This window comes from Rhodoferax saidenbachensis, assembly GCF_001955715.1.
GTDB lineage: Bacteria > Pseudomonadota > Gammaproteobacteria > Burkholderiales > Burkholderiaceae_C > Allorhodoferax > Allorhodoferax saidenbachensis.
This window is the reverse complement of the sequence record NZ_CP019239.1, coordinates 2,514,182-2,533,574: the sequence shown is the minus strand read 5'-3', so window position 1 is coordinate 2,533,574 and position 19,393 is coordinate 2,514,182. Positions and strand designations below refer to the sequence as shown.

Genomic DNA, 19,393 nt, shown 5'->3' with positions numbered 1-19,393 from the left:
CGAAATTGGCCACTAGCCCGCATGCAGATTGCGCAAGCAGCTATCTATTCAATAGCATTTTGTGCCTGCCAGGTCGGTACCCCACCCAGCAGGATGGGTGTGCGTCGGCCTAGCCGAAGTCGCTTTTGTCGTGGCCGCCTATGGATTGCAACTGGTCCAGCCGGATGGTCTGGCCGCTTTCGGTGACCAGATATTCCGCCCCCTCCTTGGCAAAAACATCCGTCACTTTATCGTGCAGGGTCTGCACGTCCCCCACGGCGTCCATGACCACCAGGGTGACCGGTTGGCGCCGGGTGATGGTGGACTCAATGACGTCGTGAAACTCGCAATTGATGGGGGTGTAAGTGGTCATGTGGGGTCTCCGAGGTGGCGCACCCTTGCCCGCAAGGTGTGCTTTTCGTCCATCCGCTCACGTGGGGCGCAATATGTTGGCTTGCAAGGCGGCCAAGCGCAACAATTTCACCGTATTGCCCCCAAACCCGGGCAGGGTGCAGAAATCTGGGGCAAACAAGGCGTTATTCTCTGTGCAGTTCTAAAATCAGAGCGCGTCTAATCGGTGATCCGCTATCTCTAAGGTAGAAATTCAGTATGTTTGTAATCATTGGCTGGCTGGTCGTCTTGGGCTGCGTATTTGGCGTGTTCATTGCCCACGGCGGCAATATCACCGTGGTGTTGCATGCGCTCCCCTTTGAAATGTTGACCATTGGCGGTGCCACACTGGGGGCCTTTCTGGCCAACAACCAGATGAAGGTCATCAAGAAAACCATGGCCGGCCTGGGCGCCTGCTTCAAGGGCAGCAAATACACCAAGGCCCGCTACATGGACCTGATGGCGCTGATGTACGACATCCTGCAAAAGGCCCGCAAGGAAGGCCTGATGGCCATCGAAAAAGACGTCGAAACCCCCGAAGAATCCGAGATTTTCAAGAAATACCCCACCGTGGGCACCGACCACCACGTGGTCGAGTTCATCACTGATTACCTGCGCATGATGGTCTCGGGCAACCTCAACGCCCACGAGATCGAGTCCCTGATGGACAACGAAATCGAAACCCACCACCACGAAGAACACGCCGCTGTGGCCGCCATCCAGCGTATCGCTGGCGGTTTGCCAGCCTTCGGTATCGTGGCCGCGGTGCTGGGTGTGGTGAACACCATGGGCTCGGTGGGCCAGCCGCCCGCCGTGTTGGGCGGCATGATCGGTTCCGCGCTGGTGGGTACCTTCCTGGGTATTTTGCTGGCCTACGCCTTTGCCGAACCCCTGGCCGGTCTGCTGGAGCAAAAGGTGGAAGAGCAGGGCAAGGAACTGCAGTGCATCAAGACCACACTGCTGGCCAGCATGCAGGGCTACAACCCCTCCACCGCCATCGAGTTTGGCCGCAAGGTGCTGTACTCCACAGAACGCCCCACCTTTACGGAACTCGAAGAGTTCGTGAAGAAGAAATAAACCCTACCGCTTTTTTAAGCGAAAAGTGCCCGCAGCCCTTATGGGGTCTGCGCAGCCAGCTATCAATTGTGTAGCTATTGGGGTTGCTGCAGCGGTCAGGCAGCCATACCTTCTCCCGTTTCTCAGCCCACCTGCGCCGGACCTATGGAGGTCTGCCGCATCTTGTGGATGTCCCGCAGCGGCGGTTCTCCAAACATGCGTCGGTACTCGCGGCTGAATTGCGAAGCGCTTTCGTAGCCCACCTGCACCGCTGCATTCACGGCGTCCAGGCTGCTGTTGAGCATGAGATGCCGCGCCTCCTGCAGCCGCAGGTTCTTCAAATACTGCAAAGGGCTCATGCCCGCCACGTTGCGGAAATGGGCGCGGAAGGTGGACGGGCTCATGTGCGCCCTGGTCGCCAGATCCTCTACAGAAATATCCTCGGTAAAGTGGTGCCGCATCCAGGCAATCACTTTGCCGATGTGCTGCCCGGGTGAGCCTGCGGCCACCAGGTTGCGCAAGGTAGGGCCGTGCGGACCACGCAGCAAACGCACCACGATCTCCTGCCGGATCAGCGGCGCCAGACTCTCCACCAGGGCAGGCTCATCCAGCAACTGCACCAGGCGTGTGAGCGAGGCCAGCAGACCATCGTCCAGCGACACCACCGACATCGCCCGGGTGCCAGCTTCCCGAGGTGCGGGTGCAAAGGGCATGTCGGCAGCCCATTGCGTAATGGCGCGGGCATCGAGTTCGAGCAACAGCCTCAGAAAAGGCTCTTGAGCGCTGGCACGTATGACATACGACGTGACAGGCAGGTCCACGGTGGTGATGAGCGACTGCCCGGGGCCGTAGTGGAGCACCTCTTCGCCCAGCGTGACGCGTTTGCCGCCTTGCAAGGTGAGCGCCAGGCTCAGGCCGTAGACACAGTGCATGGGTTCTGACACCGCGCTGCGCCGGTAGACCGTGAGTCCGGGAATGGCTGTGCTGAAGTCCCCATCACTTTGGGCAATGTGGCCCACCAGGTGGGCGAGGGATTTGTCTGCCATGGTCGATGTCTTTCCCTAATGCCTGCGGGTAATTTCCAAAACTGAAGGTTAAGGCCATTCCCGCCTTCGCGCCACTGCAGCGCCAGCGATCCGGCGAATCAGGCAATAAACGCATCGAATCCAGCAGCCGAAATAACACCTGCCCACGCACACTTCCTGGCATCCGTTCAACGACAGGGCCGCCATCGGTGGTGGCCCTTTACCAGGAGTTAAAAATGAAGAAGGTATTGCTGATCAACGCGCACCAGTTCTATGAGGGCATTTCGTCCGGCGGGCTGAACAACACAGTGGCAGGCGTCATTCAGGAGGAGATGGTGCAGCGCGGATTCGCGTTTCAAGAGACGCGTATTGAGCAGGGTTATGAGACCAACGCAGAGGTGCAAAAGCACCTGTGGGCGGACTTGATCATCCTGCAGTCGCCGGTGTACTGGTTTGGTACGCCATGGATCTATAAGAAGTATGTGGACGAAGTGTTTACGGCAGGAATGATGCAGAGCAGCTTCATCACCGGCGACGGGCGCACTCGCGAAGACCCGGCCAAGCAATACGGCAGCGGCGGCCTGCTGCAGGGCAAGCAGTACATGGTGTCGCTCACCTGGAATGCGCCAGCAGAAGCATTTGGCAACCCGGCACAAACCCTGTTTGAAGGCCGCTCGGTGGACGATGTGTTCATCCTCAACACCGCGAACTACAAGTTCTGCGGCATGGAGGTGTTGCCGTCCTTTTCATGTCACGACGTTCTGAAAGCGCCCGACATTGCCCATGATCTGGCAAGGTTGCGCCAGCAACTGGCAAACATCGCTGCGTAGTAAATAGAAATAGGCTGCACGCCTGACCCTGCCAAAGGTGGGGTTGGGCGTCGTGCATTTCCCAATGCGGCGAAAATGGGGCGAATGCACACACCATCTCGCTTTTCTGCGCCAGCCTGTGGCTGGTTGTCTCCCGCGGTACTGACCCTCCTCACACTGGCGGGTTGCGCCTCTTCACCACCGGTCGCAACCAAAGCGCCATCCTCACCGCCCCCCGTCACTACAGCCTCGGTGGAAGCGGCGCAGGCCGAAGCCGCCGAGATCGGGCACCAGCAGCAGTTCGCCCGTTGGGTGGCCGACTTCAGCACCAGCGCCCGCGCTGCGGGCATCACGGATGCGACGCTGCACCTCGCCTTCGACAACGTGCGCTTTATCCCGCGCGCCGTCACGGCAGACCGGGCGCAGCCCGAGTTCACCCGCGCCATCTGGGATTACCTGGACAGCGCGCTGTCCAAGCAGCGTATCGCCCAGGGGCAGGAGAAACAGCAGCAACTGCCACCCGAAGCCGTTGCGGCGGCCGGGCGCTACGGCGTACCCATAGAGGTATTGGTGGCGATCTGGGGCGTGGAGAGCAACTACGGCCGCAACGTGGGCGACATTCCGGCCATTGACGCGCTGGCGACGCTGGGTTTTGAAGGGCGCCGCGAAGAGTGGGCGCGGGGCCAGTTGCTGGCTGCGCTCAAGATTTTGCAGAACGGCGATATCAGCCGCGCGCAGATGATCGGTTCGTGGGCCGGAGCGATGGGCCAGACGCAGTTTTTGCCAACGGCCTTCCTGGCCTACGCGGTGGATGCCGATGGCGATGGCCGGCGCGATATCTGGGGCAGCGTGCCCGATGTGATGGCGTCGACCGCCAACTTCCTGACCCGCTCCGGCTGGCAGACCGGTCAGCCCTGGGGTGTGGAGGTGCGTTTGCCCGCCGGGTTTGACTACACGCGTGCCGATGCAGAGGTGCGCCTGCCTGCTACCCAGTGGGCCGATGCAGGTGTGCAAACCATGGACGGCACGCCGCTGCCCGCGCTGCCCGACAGCGCCATCCTGCTGCCCGCGGGCGCGCGCGGTCCGGCGTTTCTGGTGGGGCCCAACTTCCGCACCATCCTGCGCTACAACAATGCCACCAGTTATGCCCTTGCCATCAACCTGCTGGCGCAGCGGTTGGCCGGTGGCCCGGCCGTGCAGGCCCCCTGGCCGCGCGATCTGCAATTGTTGGGGCGCACCCAGTTGCTGGCGCTGCAGACGGCGCTGAATGCCCGTGGATTTGACAGTGGCAAGCCCGATGGAATGATGGGCCCGGCCACACAGCGCGGCGTGCGCCAGTACCAGCAGAGCCTGGGCATTCCGGCAGATGGTTACCCCACCCTGGACCTGCTGCAGCGCCTGCAGTGAGGTGAGGGGATCAGGTCAACGGTGACGGCCGGGTGGTCGCCAGCTTGGCAAGCCAGGAAGTTCCGGGCGCGTCATCGCCTTCCACCCATTTGGTCATCATCTCCGGCGTCATGGGTTTGGCGAACAGGTAACCCTGCAGGTCATCGCAATGCAGGCGCGTGAGCACATCGCGCTGGGCGGCTGTCTCCACGCCTTCGGCCACCACCTTGAGCCCCAGCACATGGGCCAGGCCAATCACGGCTTCGACAATGGCCCGTGCGTCCGCGCTGAATTCCAGGTCCTGCACAAACGAGCGGTCGATTTTCAGCTCGCCCACCCGCAAGCGGCGCAGGTAAGACAGGCTGGAGTAGCCGGTGCCAAAGTCGTCAATCGACAACTTCACACCAATGCGGCTCAAGTCTTCAAACATCTGCAGCGTGCTCTCTGCGTCTTCCATCGCCACCGATTCGGTGATCTCGAAGGTCAGCAGCACAGGGTCGATCTTGTGTTGTGCGATGGCTGCCGATATGCGCTTCGCCAGATCATCCTGGCGCAACTGGTGCACCGACAAATTGATCGCCACCCGCATCCGCATGCCCTGCGCGGACCAGGCCGCCACCTGCCGGCACGCTTCGTCAATGACCCAGCTACCCAATGCGCCTATCAAGCCAAAACGTTCGGCCACGGGGATGAACAGGACCGGGCTCAGCATGCCGCGCGTTGGATGGCGCCAGCGCACCAGGGCTTCCACGCCTGTGATGAGGGATGTGCCTGCGTTTACCTTGGGCTGGTAATGCAGCTCAAACTCGCGGCGTTCTATGGCCAGGCGCAAGTCGCGCTGCAGTTCAATCTGCTGGCGCACACCGGCGTTCATGTGCGGTTCAAAAAACGCATACCCCGAGCCACCGGTGCGTTTGGCCGAATACATGGCCGCGTCGGCATGCGCCATCAACTCTTCGTGTGGCCCGTCGGACGGATACAGCGCGATACCAACCGAGCAGGACAAGCGCACATCGTGTCCGCTTTCGGTCATGGGCTCGCTGATCACGTCGATGAGGCGCTGCGCCATCTGCGCAATCGCGGTGGAGTCGGCGGCGCCTTCGCGCAGCAAGACGAATTCATCACCGCCCACGCGGGCCACGGTGTCGGTGGCGCGCAATTGCAGGCTCAGGCGGCGGCCAATCTCGCGCAGCACCTCGTCGCCCACGCGGTGGCCAAACGAGTCATTCACGGGTTTGAAGCCGTCCAGGTCGATGAACAACATGGCCAGGCTGGTGCCATCCCGGCGGCAGCGCTCCACGGCCGAGTTGACCCGGTCGTCAAACAGCAGGCGGTTGGGCAGACCGGTCAGGGCGTCACGAAAGGCAATTTGCTGCAGCTCGGAGTTGGCAGCTTTCAGTGACGCGGTCAGCTTCTCAGCCTTGCCCTGCATACGGGCGTCCAGCGTGGAGGTGAACATGGTGATGCTCAGCAGAATGCTGGAGGCCACGGTGACCAGCAGGCCCAGGCTGTCGCCGCTCAGTTGGTCGGCGCTCAGGCAGACACTGTTGGCCGAAAACCCGGCGGCTGCCATACCCGTGTAGTGCATGCCACAGATGGCGGCGCCCATCACCAGCGCGGCCACCAGTTGCCAGTTGCGTTCGGCGCTGCCGGTCAAGTCGCGCAGCATGAAGAAAATCAGCAGCGCCACGGCGGACGCGGTGACTGCGATGGCCGCCGACACCGCGATGAGAAACCAGTCCCACTGGATGCCAGGGGCCATGTCCAGCGACGCCATGCCGGTGTAATGCATGGTGCAAATGCCGGCGCCCATCGCCAGCGAGCCCATGGTCAAGCGGGAAATGGTGAGTTGCGAATAACCGGCCACATACAGCGCCACCGCCGACACGGCCACCGCCGCCACCCACGACAGCGCTGTGATGATGTAGTCGAACCCCACCGCAAACGGCAGCGACACGGCCGACATGCCAATAAAGTGCATGGACCAGATGCCGGTGCCCATCACCACGGACCCGCCGACCAGCCAGGCCCGGGCAATGGACTTGTCCTGCGAACGCACGCGCTTGGCCAGATTCAGCGCCACATACGACGCGAAACTGGCGATCACGAACGAAAGCGCCACCAACCATTGGTTGTAGCTGATATCGACGAGGGCTGATTGCATAAGACTTTGGTCACTTCAAGCAGATACGGCGCGCCCGGCGGTGTATCTGCACTGTGGTTCCCGCGTTGGGCGGTGAACGTACTCCCCTGGTCCATCTCGGGGCGAAATGGTGCAACTGATTGCAGGCCACAAGTGTAGACCGTGACCCACTTCAATGTATGGCCGAAGTATGACGACGCAGTGCAGCGTGAGGTCTTTGGCGGTGTCGTATGGTGAAACGCAGAGCTTGCGAATCGGGGATTGCAGCGGGGCGTTTTTTGCCGGTTCGCCGTCCAGCCGCTCTTTTCAAGAGAAAAGTGCCTCTAGCCCTTATAGGGCTTGCGCAAGCAGCTCACCTTTTGATAGCGTTTTGGTGGCTCTCTGGCCGAGGTGCGCGTGCATGGTGGCGGGTGTTGTTCGCATGCCGAATTCGCCGGTTTTCCCCATCGCTCGCTTGGCGAAAACCCATGTCTTACGTCGCCCCGATGCTATGCTGGTGCGGCTACTGATAGCCAATAAGGAGAGGGATCTGATGGACGCACTGGATTTCACAAAAAAGCCAACCGTGCTGGTCGTGGACGACACGCCGGACAACCTGTCACTGATGTCCGGCCTGCTCAAGGAGCAATACCGGGTCAAGCTGGCCAATAGCGGCGAGAAAGCGCTCCAGTTGGCGCGCGCCGAAGAAGCTCCCGATCTCATCCTGCTGGACATCATGATGCCCGGTCTGTCCGGTTATGACGTCTGCAAAATCCTCAAGGACGACCCGACCACCCAGCACATTCCCATCATTTTTCTGACTGCCATGACGGCGTCCGAAGAAGAGAGGAAAGGGCTGGAAATGGGCGCGGTGGATTTCATTACCAAACCGGTGAATCCGCCCATCATGCTGGCGCGGGTGTCCACCCAATTGCAGGTCAAGGCCGCAGCCGATTTTTTGCGCGACAAGAACGACTACCTGGATGCGGAAGTCCAACGCCGCGGGCGTGAGCTGGCGGCGATCCAGGATGTGACCATCCTGGCCATGGCATCCCTGGCGGAAACCCGGGACAACGATACCGGCAACCACATCCGGCGCACGCAGCATTACATGCGCCTGCTGGCCAACCAGTTGCGCACGCATCCGCGATTCCACCAGTTTCTGGACGAACGCACCATTGACATCCTGTTCAAGTCTGCCCCTTTGCATGACATTGGCAAGGTGGGCATTCCAGACCGCATTCTGCTCAAGCCGGGCCGGTTCGAGCCCCATGAATTCGAGATCATGAAGACCCACTGCAAGCTGGGCCGCGATGCGATCCAGCACGCGGAAGACCAGCTGGGCCTGGAGGTGGAGTTTTTGCACTAGGCCAAGGAAATTGCCTACAGCCACCAGGAAAAATGGGATGGCAGTGGTTACCCCGAGGGCTGGGCGGGTGACGCGATTCCGATCTCCGCGCGTTTGATGGCGGTGGCCGATGTTTACGATGCGCTGATCAGCCGCCGTGTCTACAAGGAAGGCATGCCACACGAAAAGGCGGTGGCCATCATCACCGAGGGGCGCGGCCAGCATTTCGACCCCGATATCGTTGACGCGTTTCTGGTGCTGACGGAGCAGTTCCGCGCGGTGGCGCTGGAGTTTGCGGACAGTGATGAGGCCATGGCCCACAAGGCCGAGAGCCTGAAGGTGATTACGGGCTGATACGCCGTGAAACGGCTTCTTGTCTATTTGGCGAAAAACGCGCCTGCCGCCTGGGCACTCATCGTGGGTGTCGCGCTGGCTTTTGCCATTGGTGTCTTCTGGCTGGATGTGGAGATCCGCACCCAGCAGCGCCAGACCCTGCTGCAGACCGAGGTGCAGCGCAGCGGGCTGGAGCTCATGTCCACCACGCTGAACGGCAACCTCATGGGCTCGGTCACCCTGCTGGGCTTGCTGGACGGTGACATCAAGCAGGAAGCCTCCAATGGGCTCGCGGCGGAGGATGCCAATGTCGCAGGCACCATGTCCATTGTGGGCAATGCGTTTGCGGCAGAGGGTGTGTTTGTGGTGGGTATGGACGGTATCGTCAAGTCGTCCTGGGACCGCATCAACAAACCCTCCACCGGGCTGGATGTGCGGTTTCGCCCCTATTTTCAAATCGCCATGCGGGGGCAGCCCAGTGTTTACGCTGCAGTCAGCATGGCGCGCGGAGACCGTTCCCTGTATTTCACCGCGCCGGTGTTCCCGGAGCACGCGCGTTCGACCGTGGGGGTAGGCGCCATCGTGGCGCGCACCACCCTGGACCGTGTGGACACCCTCTTGCAGGGCAAGTACGACGTGGCGCTGCTGCTTTCTCCGCAGGGGGTGGTTTTTGCGGGCAACCGGAATGACTGGACGGGGCGGCTCGCTGGTGTGGCCACACCGGAGCGCCTGCAGGCCATTCGGGAACTGAAGCAGTTTGGTGCGATGTTTGAAAACCAGACTCCGCTGGCCCTGCCGCTGGAACCCACATCGGGTGTGCAGAAGCTTGACCAGCATGCCTATGCCGTGGCAATGGCGCCCGTGAGCTGGAACGACCCGGCCGGGGATTGGAGCCTGGTTGTTGCGGAAGACCTGGGCCGCACCGTGCCCGCTGCTGCCTCGGCCGGGCGTGCCATGGGCGCCGCCCTGTTGGTACTCCTGCTGGGCTGGATGTGGTTGCGCCTGCTGCGCGTGCGCCATGCCCAGGAACTGGCGTCGGCGCAATTGCAGGTCTATGCCAGAGAGCAGACGCAGCAGGCCCAGTACAGGACGCAACTGGGTGTTTTGTCGTTGCGCTTGCAGCACAGCGCGGAATGGACTGATTTTGCAACCACGTTTTTCCAATCCGCACGGGACATGGTGGGGGGGGTGCAGGGCAGCCTGTATGTCACACAGGGCGAGGCGGAAGACCAGGTGCTGGTACTGGCCGGTTATGCCGCTTGCGCTGAGGCACCACAACCCCTTTTGCATCTGGGTGAGGGGCTTCTGGGGCAATGTGCCCTGGAGCGCAGCGCCCGCGTGATCGAAACACCGCCAGACGGCATCTGGAATCTGCGCTCCGGTCTGGGTGCAACCCCCATGGCAGCGCTGCTGCTGGCGCCGCTGGTGATGCAGGACGTGTTGATTGGTGTGGTGGAAATGGGCCTGTTGACCGTTCCAGACACGCAGCAGCGGCAGCAACTGGATGAGCTGGTGGCCCTGCTTGCCAACCATCTGGAAATACACCGCCGGGCCTTTGATCTCGAGGTCCCGGCCGAATCTAATGAAATCGTTGAGGTACCGGCATGAACTACTTCTCCCGCGCGCTGGAGCAATGGCGACTTTCCAGAAAGCTGGCGGCTGGCTTCCTTCTGTTGATGCTTTTTGCGGTCGGCGTGAGCCTGCTCAACATGCAGGCCCAGAAGGAGCTGATTGCACAAATCCAGTTGCTCAATGACAAAGACTTGCTGGGCGTATCCAATGCACGCGCAGCACAGGTCCAGTACTCGGTGATAGGCCGCGAGCTGCGTCAGGCCCTGCTGGTTGGGCCAAGCACAGCGCGTGTAGAGGCATTGAAAATCGTCAGCGATGCAGATGTCCGACTGGTCAGTGAGCTCACGGAACTGCGCGGCAGACTGTACCGGGATGCCAACAAACGCAGGCTGATTGCGGTTGAATCGGAGTACGCGATTTACAAAGCCAATGCGGGCAAGGTTCTGGAATTGATGGCCAGAAACCAGGAAGAGGAAGCCCGGCTGTTCTTGTCGTCCGAGGAGTATCGGCGCGTGGGTACCTCCATCAACACGCTCATGGGCGAAATCGCAGATGCCAAGGAAAAGCAGGCCCGCGAGGGAGTGGATACCGCCGTAGCGCATGCCGAGGAAGCCCTGCGCGACGCCGTGCTGCTGCTCGCGCTGGGTACGCTCATGAGCGGGTTGATTGGCTGGCTGGTGGCCCGCTCCATTCGTCGCCCCGTGGCCGGTATCCGCAATGCAGTGCAGAAACTGGCAGATGGCGACCTCGCAACCGACGTCCCTTGTGCCGACTACGACAACGAGATCGGCGACGTTGCCCGCTCGGTCAAGGTGTTGCAGCAAGGTGCTGCCGCGATGGACAGCATGAGCTGGGTCAAAGGCAACCTCGCCGAGATCTCCAATGCCCTGCAAACCGTAGACAACTTTGCCGAGCTTTCGCAGGTGTTGTTCAGCCGGCTGGGGCCTTTGCTGCATATCGGCCATGGCGCCTTCTACATCCACGAAGAGCAGGAGCGCCGCCTGCGCCTGCTGGGGGGCTATGCCCTGCGGGAGCGCAAGGAGCTCAACCAGTACTTCACCATCGGCCAGGGGCTGGTGGGGCAGTGCGCGATGGAGCGCGCACCCATTGTGCTCACCCAACCGCCGTCCGACTATGTGCGCATTGGCTCGAGCCTCGGCGATGCGGTCCCGGTCACCATCGTGGTCTTGCCGGTATTGCGCAATGAGCGGTTGCTGGGCGTGGTGGAAATTGCCACGTTTGAGGTGCTCTCGGCACGGGAAGAGTCCCTGCTGGACGGCGTCATGCCCACGCTGGCCATGAATCTGGAGATTCTGGAGCGCAGTGTGCGCACCAATAAGCTGCTGGAGGAAACCCAACGCCAGGCGCAGGCCATGCAGGAGCAAGCCGCCACGCTGGAAGAACAGACCGTGGAGCTAGAGGCGCAGAAAGACTCCATCGCCGCCACCGAGGCCTGGTACCGCGGCATCATCGAGTCCGCACCTGATGGGTTGATGATCACGGACGAACAGGGCATCATCATCATGGTCAACCCGCGCATGCGGGATCTTTTTGGCTATGCGGAACACGAACTCATCGGACAGCCTATGGAGATATTGGTGCCGTCCGCCATACGTGCCAGACATCCGAGCTTGCGCCAGGGATTCATGCAAGTTGGGCAATCACGCAATATGGGGAGCACAGACGGAAGCCTGAGAGGTTTGCGTAAAGACGGCAGTGAGTTCCCGGTGGAGGTGGGCCTGTCGCGCCTGCCTGCCATCGGTGGCCGTGGCATGTGCGTGTGTGCCTCCGTGCGTGACGTGACCGAGCGCAACCGCGTGGAGCAGGAAGTCCGCAACAGCCAGCGCCAGATCCGCACCCTGGTGGACAGCATCGGCTCCATCATCACCTTGAAGGACCGTGAAGGCCGCTACGAGCTGCTGAACGCCACGTATGCAAAGTACATGGGCGTCAGCGAGAAAGATGTGTTGGGCAAAAGCGCCTATGACCTGTTGCCCAAAGACGTCGCGGACAAAATTGCAGAAGTCGAGAACCGTGTTCTGCAGACCGGGAAGGCCATTACCTACGAAGAACTCATTCCTACGGCCGATGGCTCGGAGCTGCGCTCGTTCATGACCACGAAGACGCCGCTCATCAACGAAGCGGGTGAGATCTACGGCGTCTGCGGCATTGCTACCGATATCACTGAGCAGCAGAAGGCCCAGGAGGCCATGCGTATTGCCAACGCCGAGCAGACCGCCATGTTTGAGGCCACGACGCTGGGCATTGCCTTTATCAAGGACCGCGTGATCGTGCGATGCAACAGCCAGCTCGATGCGCTGTTTGGAACTGCGGATGGTGCGCAGATGGGCCAGTCCCCACGCGCCTGGTATTTTTCTGAAGAAGCGTTCGACAAAGGTGTCAGCGAGATCTACGAACAGCTCAACCGCGGCGAAAAACACCACCGCGAAGAAGAACTGGTACGCGCCGATGGCTCACGCTTTTGGTGCCAGCTCAGTGGCGCAGCCATTGACCCGAGTGACCTGAGCAAAGGCACTGTCTGGATGCTGCTGGATGTGACCGAACGCAAACGCATGGAGGCGGAAATCCAGCGCACCAACTTCCTGGCTGACATCGCACTGGAGCTGACGGACAGTGGCTACTGGTATGTGGACTACAGTGATCCGGAGCACTACTTCCAGTCCGAGCGTGCGGCACGCATTCTGGGGGAGCACATCAAGCCGGATGGCCGTTACAAACTCGACAGCGAATGGTTCGCGCGACTGGAAGATGCCAATCCGGAAGCGGCCCATCTGACGATGGAGCGCTACCGGGGCGCCCTGGACGGCAAGTACGACAAGTACGACGCTGTCTACGCCTACAAACGTCCGGTGGATGGCGAGACCGTCTGGATCCATGCCGGCGGCAAACTGGTGCGTGACGAGTCGTCGGGCAAGGTACTGTTCATGTACGGGGCCTACCAGGACATCACGCAGCAGAAAAGAACCGAGACCGAAATCCTGCTGGCGCGCGAGCAGGCCATGGAGGCCACGAAAGCCAAGAGTGACTTCCTGGCCAACATGAGCCATGAAATTCGCACGCCAATGAACGCCATCATCGGCATGTCGCACCTGGCGCTGCAAACCAATCTGGACAAGAAGCAGCGCAACTACATCGAGAAGGTGCACCGCTCCGGTGAAAACCTGCTGGGCATCATCAACGACATCCTGGACTTCTCCAAGATCGAGGCCGGCAAGATGTCCATGGAGAACATCGCATTCCGGCTGGAAGACGTGATGGACAACTTGGCCAACCTGGTGGGCATGAAGGCAGAAGACAAGGGGCTGGAGCTTTTGTTCAACGCGGCACCCGAAGTGCCCACGGCGCTGCGGGGAGACCCCTTGCGCCTGGGCCAGGTACTGATCAACCTGGGCAATAACGCAGTCAAATTTACCGACACTGGCGAGGTCGTCATAGGCATCGAGAAGGTGGCCGAGGACGCCAACGGCATAGAGCTGCATTTCCGGGTACAGGATTCAGGCATTGGCATGACGCCGGAGCAATGCGGCAAGATGTTCCAGAGCTTCAGCCAGGCCGATGCGTCCACCACCCGCAAGTACGGTGGCACCGGGCTGGGCCTGGCCATCTCCAAGAATCTGGTGGAGTTGATGCAGGGGCACATCTGGGTTGAGAGCGAGCCGGGCAAAGGCTCCGTTTTCCATTTCACCGCGCGTTTTGGTATCCAGGAAACACCGCAGGCGCGGCGCATGTTCCGTGCCGACGAACTACTGGGGGTGCGCGTCCTGGTGGTGGATGACAACGCAGCGGCGCTGGAAATTCTGGCTTCCATGGCCCGCTCTTTTGGCCTGGAAGTGGATGCTGCCCGCAACGGCCAGGATGCTCTACGCATGGTGGGGGAAGCCGACCACAAGCAGTTGTCTTACGACCTAGTGCTCATGGACTGGAAGATGCCTGGCATGGATGGTGTGCAAACCATTCAGCACCTGCAATCCGAGACACTTGCGCATGCGCCCATGGTCATCATGGTTACGGCCTATGGGCGGGAGGAGGCCATGGGCTCGGCCGAACAGCGTGGCGTACGGCTCCATTCCGTGCTGACCAAACCGGTGACGTCTTCGACGCTGCTGGAAGCCATCGGTGAGGCACTGGGCAAAGGTGGATTGGTTGAGACCCGGGCAAGCGTCAAGTCTGACATCTACTCGGGAGCCATGGCGCAATTGGCCGGTGCGCGCCTCTTGCTGGTGGAAGACAACGACATGAACCAGGAGCTGGCGCTGGAGTTGCTGCGCAATGCGCAGATAGATGTGGTGCTTGCAAACCATGGACAGGAGGCGTTGGACATTCTGGCGAAGGACGGCGCTTTCGATGGTGTGCTGATGGACTGCCAGATGCCGGTGATGGATGGCTACACCGCAACGCGCGAGATCCGCAAAAATCCCGCCTTCAACGACCTGCCCATCATTGCCATGACGGCCAATGCGATGGCGGGCGACCGCGAAAAAGTCATTGAAGCTGGCATGTGGGACCACATCGCCAAACCGCTGAATGTGGAAAACATGTTCAACACCATCGCCAAATGGGTGAAGCCCAAAACCGGAGCCGGCAGTGTTGCTGCGAACGATGCTGCGGACTCCGGCGTGACTGCTGTGCAAGCCGCTAGAGAAGGTCGGTACGGCCTGCCGGAACTGCCGGGGATTGATGTCGCTGCAGGGCTGGCGACCACCATGCAGAACGCGAAATTGTATGCCCGCCTGCTGGTGAAATTCCGGGAGAGTCAGGGGAATTTTGCACAGCTGTTCGAAGCAGCATGCCAGGATGCAGACGCTACCGCCCCGGCACGCGCGGCGCACACGTTAAAGGGAACCGCAGGAAATATTGGCGCCACCGACGTGCAGGCTGCCGCTGCGGCACTGGAGCTGGCCTGCCACGAAGGTGCTGGCGAAGCTATTCGAAAAGCATTGCTGGACGCTGTGGTGCGCACGCTGGAGCCTGTCATCACTGGGTTGAACCAACTGGAGGACAGCCAAGCCCACCCTGGTGCGAATGTTTCCACCGTGGATATGCGCAATGAACTCCAGCCCGAATTGCAAAAGCTGGAGAAGCTCCTGGCGCGCAGCGACGGTGAAGCGGCGGACGTGCTGGAGGAGATCCAGCGCAAGGCTGAAGGAACGGCCCTTGCCCGGCAATTAGCGGCAGTAGAACGGCCGCTGAACAGTTTTGATTTTGACGAAGCGCTGGCGCAGCTCAAACAAATATTGACCCAACAGGAAGCCTGACCCATGGAGTGCGTGCATGTCCCTTTTTGACGAACCTGGTGCTTCCCAACTGGACAAGCGCAAGACCTACCTGGTGGTGGATGACTTCGACACGATGCGGCGTGTCACGGTGAACCAGCTTCGGCTGTTGGGGGCAGAAAAAATCATCACAGCCAACGATGGCATGGAGGCCATGCGCATCTTGCGCAACCAGCAGGTGGACATGGTGCTGTCCGACTGGAACATGCCGGTCATGACCGGCATTGAGCTCCTGAAGGAAGTGCGTGCCGACGAGCGGCTTTTCAGCTTGCCATTTGTGATGATCACGGCGGAGGCAGAGCGCCGCCACGTGGAGACTGCGGTGGCCAGTGGCGTCAGCGCCATGCTGCTCAAACCGTATTCACCCAACCAGTTGGGTCAGCGGCTGGAGCGGGCATTGGCAGTCAAACACCGCAGGATGGTGGCAGCCGCAGAGCCAGAAGATGAAGCACCCGTACCCCAAAAAGAGTCATCGGGCTTTTATGGCGTGACGGCGCCGGCGGCACCTGAAGCTGCTGAAGAGGACGCACGTATGACCGTGCTGATTGTGGACGACACGCCGGACAACCTGACCTTGCTGGGCCACCTGCTGAAAGACGAGTACCGCGTGCGGCTGGCGCCCAACGGGGCCAAGGCGCTGGAAATCTGCAGCTCGGACGAGCCGCCAGACCTGGTGCTGCTCGATGTGATGATGCCGGGCATGGATGGTTTTGAAGTGGCCAAACGCATGCGTGAGCACCCCAACTCCGAATCCACCCCGGTGATCTTCGTGACTGCGCTGACGACCTCTGACGCCCACGCCAAGGGCATGGAGCTGGGGGCTGTGGACTTCATCACCAAGCCCATCAATCCCGAGCTGCTCAAGCCCCGCGTGCGCAACTTCATGCGTTACGTGCAGTTGCGCAAGTCCATGCAGGCGGATTTCGATGGCATGGTGGAAACCGCACGCCTGCGTGAACAGGTGGAGCACATCACGCGCCACGATATCAAGGGGCCGCTGGCCGGCGTCCTGGGACTGTTGCAGGGCATGATGGCGGATAAGGACGTGACACGCAGTCAGGTTGAAACGTTCAAACTGCTGGAAGACACTGCGATGACGATCATGAATATCGTCAACATGTCCTCCGAACTGCTGAAGATGGAGACCGGGCGTTTTGTGCTGCGCGCCGAACCGGTAGATCTGACCGCCATCCTGCGCCGGGTGGCCGAACTGAACCGGCAGGCCTTTTCCAGCAAGGGTGTGACCATCTCGGTGGCCGTGGATGGCGCCGCCGGTAACGATTCGCCGCGTGCCTTGGGGGAGGGAACGCTGTGTTATTCGCTCTTCCAGAACCTGGTGAAAAACGCGTGCGAAGCGGCGCCTGAAGGCAGCACCATCAGCATCACGCTTTTTGACGAAGACCCGCTGCGCGTCGTGGTGCGCAATGTCGGTGCGGTTCCCGCTGCCATTCGCGAACGCTTTTTCGAGAAGTTCGTGACCGTCGGAAAGCAGGGCGGCACCGGCCTCGGAACCTACTCGGCCAAGCTGCTCAGCGAGGCGCAAAACGGTGGTATCAGCCTGGCCGTGGATGACAGCAGCAATACCACCGCCATCACCGTGACGCTGCCGCGCCAGGCGTGAGCCCAAGGCGGCGTACCCCCTGTGGAGGGGCGTGCGATATGGGGTTTAGGCATCAAAATGGCCTCCGGCCCTCGTGGGTATTGCGCAACCAGCTCTTCTTTTGATAGCGTTTTAGCCTGCGGCGGCAGGCTTCCTCAGCAGCCGCAAGCCGTTCGCTACCACCAGCAGACTCGCGCCCACATCTGCAAACACGGCCATCCACATGGTGCCTGCGCCGGTGAGTGTGAGTACCAAAAAAACCGCCTTGATGCCCAGCGCCAGCGCGATGTTTTGCACCAGCAGCGCATGCGTGCGGCGCGACAGGCGCACGAAGCGCGGCAGCTTGCGCAGGTCGTCGTCCATCAGCGCCACGTCGGCCGTCTCAATCGCGGTGCCGGTGCCTGCGGCGCCCATGGCAAAACCGATGTCTGCGCGGGCCAGGGCGGGGGCGTCGTTGATGCCGTCGCCCACCATGCCCACGGCCCCGCCGGTGCTGATCTTGGCTTCGATGGCTTTGAGTTTGTCTTCGGGCAACAGGTCACCACGCGCTTCATCAATGCCCACCTGCGCGGCGATGGCCTGGGCGGTGTGGACGTTGTCGCCCGTCAGCATGATGGTTTGGATGCCCAGCGCGTGTAACTCGGCAATCGCCTGGCGGCTGCTTTCTTTCACCGTGTCGGCTACGGCAAACATGCCGTGCACTTCTCGTTCGTCTGCCAGCAGGATGACCGTCTTGCCTTGCTGCTCCAGCGCCGACAGGCGCGCTTCGAGTGCGTCAGAGCAGCGGCCTTGTTCGTGGATCAGGCGGTGGTTGCCCAGGTAGAGCAGCCTGCCGTCGATCACGCCTTGGGTGCCACGGCCGGGCAGTGCGGCAAACGCATCCACCGCGCGCAGTGCCACACCATCCCGTTCGGCGGCTTGTGCCAGCGCTTTGGAGACCGGGTGGTCGGAGCGGGCCGCCAGGCTGGCGGCCAGGCTGCGCAGATCGGCGCTGTCCATGCTGCTGAGCACTACACAGTCGGTTTGTGCGGGCTTGCCGTGGGTGATGGTGCCGGTCTTGTCGAGTGCCAGCCAGGTCAGGCGGCGCCCCTCTTCCAGATAGACGCCGCCCTTGATCAGAATGCCTTGGCGCGCCGCAGCCGCCAGACCGCTGACGATGGTGACCGGCGTGGAGATGACCAGAGCACACGGGCAGGCGATGACCAGCAAGACCAAGGCTTTGTAGATCCAGTCAAACCAGACACCGCCCAGCAGCAGCGGCGGCAATACGGCCACGCCCAGCGCCAGCGCAAACACCACGGGCGTGTAGATACGCGCGAACTGGTCGACAAAACGCTGCGTGGGTGCGCGTGCGCCTTGCGCCTCTTCCACGGCGTGGATGATGCGCGCCAGCGTGCTGTCGCTGGCGGCGGCGGTCACGGTGTATTCAAACGAGCCGGACGCATTGATGGTGCCGGCAAACACCGTGTCGCCCTCGGCCTTTTCCACAGGCAGGCTTTCACCCGTGATGGGGGCCTGGTCGATGGTGGAGCGCCCGCTGGTGATGGTGCCGTCCAGTGCGATGCGTTCGCCGGGCTTGATACGCACACGCGCACCCACGGCCACGGTTTTGGCCGCCACGTCTTGCCAGGTGCCGTCTGCCTGCAACACGGTGGCGCGTTCGGGGGCGAGCTGCAGCAGGCCGCGGATGGCGTTGCGCGCGCGGTCCAGCGACTGGGCTTCGATCAGCTCGGCAATGGTGAACAGCACCATGACCATGGCCGCCTCGGGCCACTGGCCCAGTAAGAGCGCGCCGGTCACGGCGATGCTCATGAGCGCGTTGATGTTGAGGTTGCCATTGCGGATGGCAATCCAGCCCTTTTTGTAGGTCGTGATACCGCTCAACGCGACCGCGACCAGCGCGAGCGCGGCGGCCAGCCATTCCGGCATTCCGGCCCAGTGCGCGGCTTCAGACGCAATGGCCGCCACGCCTGCCAGCGCCAGCGGCCACCAGGGTTTGGCGGGCTGGGGTGCCGATGATTCCTGGGCTGCTGCACCGGTGGCAATTTCGGGCGTGAAGCCCAGCGTGCGCACTGCGGCCAGGATGGGCTCTATCGCTTGCGGCGCGTGGGTCACGGTCAGCACGCGCTGCATCAGGTTGAACTCCAGCCCTGTCACGCCGGCCATGCCGCCCAGCTTCTTGCGCAAGAGCGCCTCTTCGGTCGGGCAGTCCATCTGCAGGATACGGATAGGGGTTTGCACACCGTCTGCCTTGGCTGCGGGGGGCGCGAGCGGTGCCATGGGCGGGGCTTCACTGGTACCGCAGCAGGCATCACCGCCGTGGGCATGGGTGTGTGGTTCCGGGTGTGAATGGCCGTGGTCATGGCGGTGGTCGTGGCCATGGGCCTCGTGATTGTGCTGGGTGGACATAGGGCTTTTTGGTGAATTCCCATCCATTAGGCAACCTGAAGCTACTATAGGGTCAAGACATTTCTGGAGG

At 61.5% G+C, this 19,393-nt stretch carries 10 protein-coding genes and 1 pseudogene; 7 read left to right on the top strand and 4 right to left on the bottom strand.

Annotated elements, in window-relative coordinates:
- Window positions 1–109: 109 nt before the first annotated feature.
- Complete coding sequence (locus RS694_RS12110; RefSeq protein WP_029708890.1) at window positions 110–352, bottom strand: Rho-binding antiterminator; 243 nt, start codon at window positions 350–352, stop codon at window positions 110–112.
- A 236-nt stretch (window positions 353–588) separates the two neighbouring features.
- Between RS694_RS12110 and motA the strand changes: the two genes are divergently transcribed.
- Window positions 589–1,446 (top strand): flagellar motor stator protein MotA, encoded by an 858-nt coding sequence (gene motA / locus RS694_RS12105; RefSeq protein WP_029708891.1) that lies wholly within the window; start codon window positions 589–591, stop codon window positions 1,444–1,446.
- 122 nt (window positions 1,447–1,568) lie between these two features.
- Here the strand turns inward: motA and RS694_RS12100 are convergent, their stop codons facing one another.
- Complete coding sequence (locus RS694_RS12100; protein ID WP_029708892.1) at window positions 1,569–2,471, bottom strand: AraC family transcriptional regulator; 903 nt, start codon at window positions 2,469–2,471, stop codon at window positions 1,569–1,571.
- 215 nt (window positions 2,472–2,686) lie between these two features.
- Between RS694_RS12100 and RS694_RS12095 the strand changes: the two genes are divergently transcribed.
- Together RS694_RS12095 and RS694_RS12090 are read left to right on the top strand one after the other, a co-directional pair.
- Window positions 2,687–3,280, top strand: a complete 594-nt coding sequence (locus tag RS694_RS12095; protein WP_029708893.1) for an NAD(P)H-dependent oxidoreductase — start codon at window positions 2,687–2,689, stop codon at window positions 3,278–3,280.
- Window positions 3,281–3,364: 84 nt separating this feature from the next.
- Window positions 3,365–4,666: a lytic murein transglycosylase gene (locus tag RS694_RS12090; RefSeq protein ID WP_029708894.1), complete on the top strand. Its 1,302-nt coding sequence runs from the start codon at window positions 3,365–3,367 to the stop codon at window positions 4,664–4,666.
- Window positions 4,667–4,676: 10 nt separating this feature from the next.
- Here the strand turns inward: RS694_RS12090 and RS694_RS12085 are convergent, their stop codons facing one another.
- Window positions 4,677–6,809 carry a putative bifunctional diguanylate cyclase/phosphodiesterase gene (locus RS694_RS12085; RefSeq protein WP_051392024.1) on the bottom strand — a complete coding sequence of 711 codons (2,133 nt, stop codon included), beginning with the start codon at window positions 6,807–6,809 and terminating at the stop codon, window positions 4,677–4,679.
- Window positions 6,810–7,320: 511 nt separating this feature from the next.
- On the opposite strand from RS694_RS12085, the pseudogene RS694_RS12080 reads away from it, so the two are divergent.
- The 4 genes and pseudogenes from RS694_RS12080 to RS694_RS12065 all read left to right on the top strand — a co-directional run bounded on the left by RS694_RS12080 (window position 7,321) and on the right by RS694_RS12065 (window position 16,935).
- Window positions 7,321–8,469: pseudogene (locus RS694_RS12080) on the top strand (response regulator).
- Between the two features lie 6 nt (window positions 8,470–8,475).
- Window positions 8,476–10,056, top strand: a complete 1,581-nt coding sequence (locus RS694_RS12075; RefSeq protein ID WP_076069630.1) for a GAF domain-containing protein — start codon at window positions 8,476–8,478, stop codon at window positions 10,054–10,056.
- Window positions 10,053–15,296 (top strand): PAS domain S-box protein, encoded by a 5,244-nt coding sequence (locus RS694_RS12070; protein ID WP_051392026.1) that lies wholly within the window; start codon window positions 10,053–10,055, stop codon window positions 15,294–15,296. The genes RS694_RS12075 and RS694_RS12070 overlap by 4 nt, the downstream gene beginning before the upstream one ends.
- A gap of 16 nt (window positions 15,297–15,312) precedes the next feature.
- Window positions 15,313–16,935, top strand: coding sequence for an ATP-binding response regulator (locus tag RS694_RS12065; protein WP_029708898.1), 1,623 nt, complete (start codon window positions 15,313–15,315; stop codon window positions 16,933–16,935).
- Between the two features lie 111 nt (window positions 16,936–17,046).
- On the opposite strand, the gene RS694_RS12060 is transcribed toward RS694_RS12065, so the two are convergent.
- Window positions 17,047–19,350: a heavy metal translocating P-type ATPase gene (locus RS694_RS12060; RefSeq protein ID WP_029708899.1), complete on the bottom strand. Its 2,304-nt coding sequence runs from the start codon at window positions 19,348–19,350 to the stop codon at window positions 17,047–17,049.
- Window positions 19,351–19,393: the final 43 nt, after the last annotated feature.

What these genes read in the sequence shown, in the direction of transcription:
- RS694_RS12110 (WP_029708890.1), bottom strand. Translation starts at nt 352, where the DNA reads ATGACCACTTACACCCCCATCAATTGCGAGTTTCACGACGTCATTGAG.
- motA (WP_029708891.1), top strand. Translation starts at nt 589, where the DNA reads ATGTTTGTAATCATTGGCTGGCTGGTCGTCTTGGGCTGCGTATTTGGC.
- RS694_RS12100 (WP_029708892.1), bottom strand. Translation starts at nt 2,471, where the DNA reads ATGGCAGACAAATCCCTCGCCCACCTGGTGGGCCACATTGCCCAAAGT.
- RS694_RS12095 (WP_029708893.1), top strand. Translation starts at nt 2,687, where the DNA reads ATGAAGAAGGTATTGCTGATCAACGCGCACCAGTTCTATGAGGGCATT.
- RS694_RS12090 (WP_029708894.1), top strand. Translation starts at nt 3,365, where the DNA reads ATGCACACACCATCTCGCTTTTCTGCGCCAGCCTGTGGCTGGTTGTCT.
- RS694_RS12085 (WP_051392024.1), bottom strand. Translation starts at nt 6,809, where the DNA reads ATGCAATCAGCCCTCGTCGATATCAGCTACAACCAATGGTTGGTGGCG.
- RS694_RS12070 (WP_051392026.1), top strand. Translation starts at nt 10,053, where the DNA reads ATGAACTACTTCTCCCGCGCGCTGGAGCAATGGCGACTTTCCAGAAAG.
- RS694_RS12065 (WP_029708898.1), top strand. Translation starts at nt 15,313, where the DNA reads ATGTCCCTTTTTGACGAACCTGGTGCTTCCCAACTGGACAAGCGCAAG.
- RS694_RS12060 (WP_029708899.1), bottom strand. Translation starts at nt 19,350, where the DNA reads ATGGATGGGAATTCACCAAAAAGCCCTATGTCCACCCAGCACAATCAC.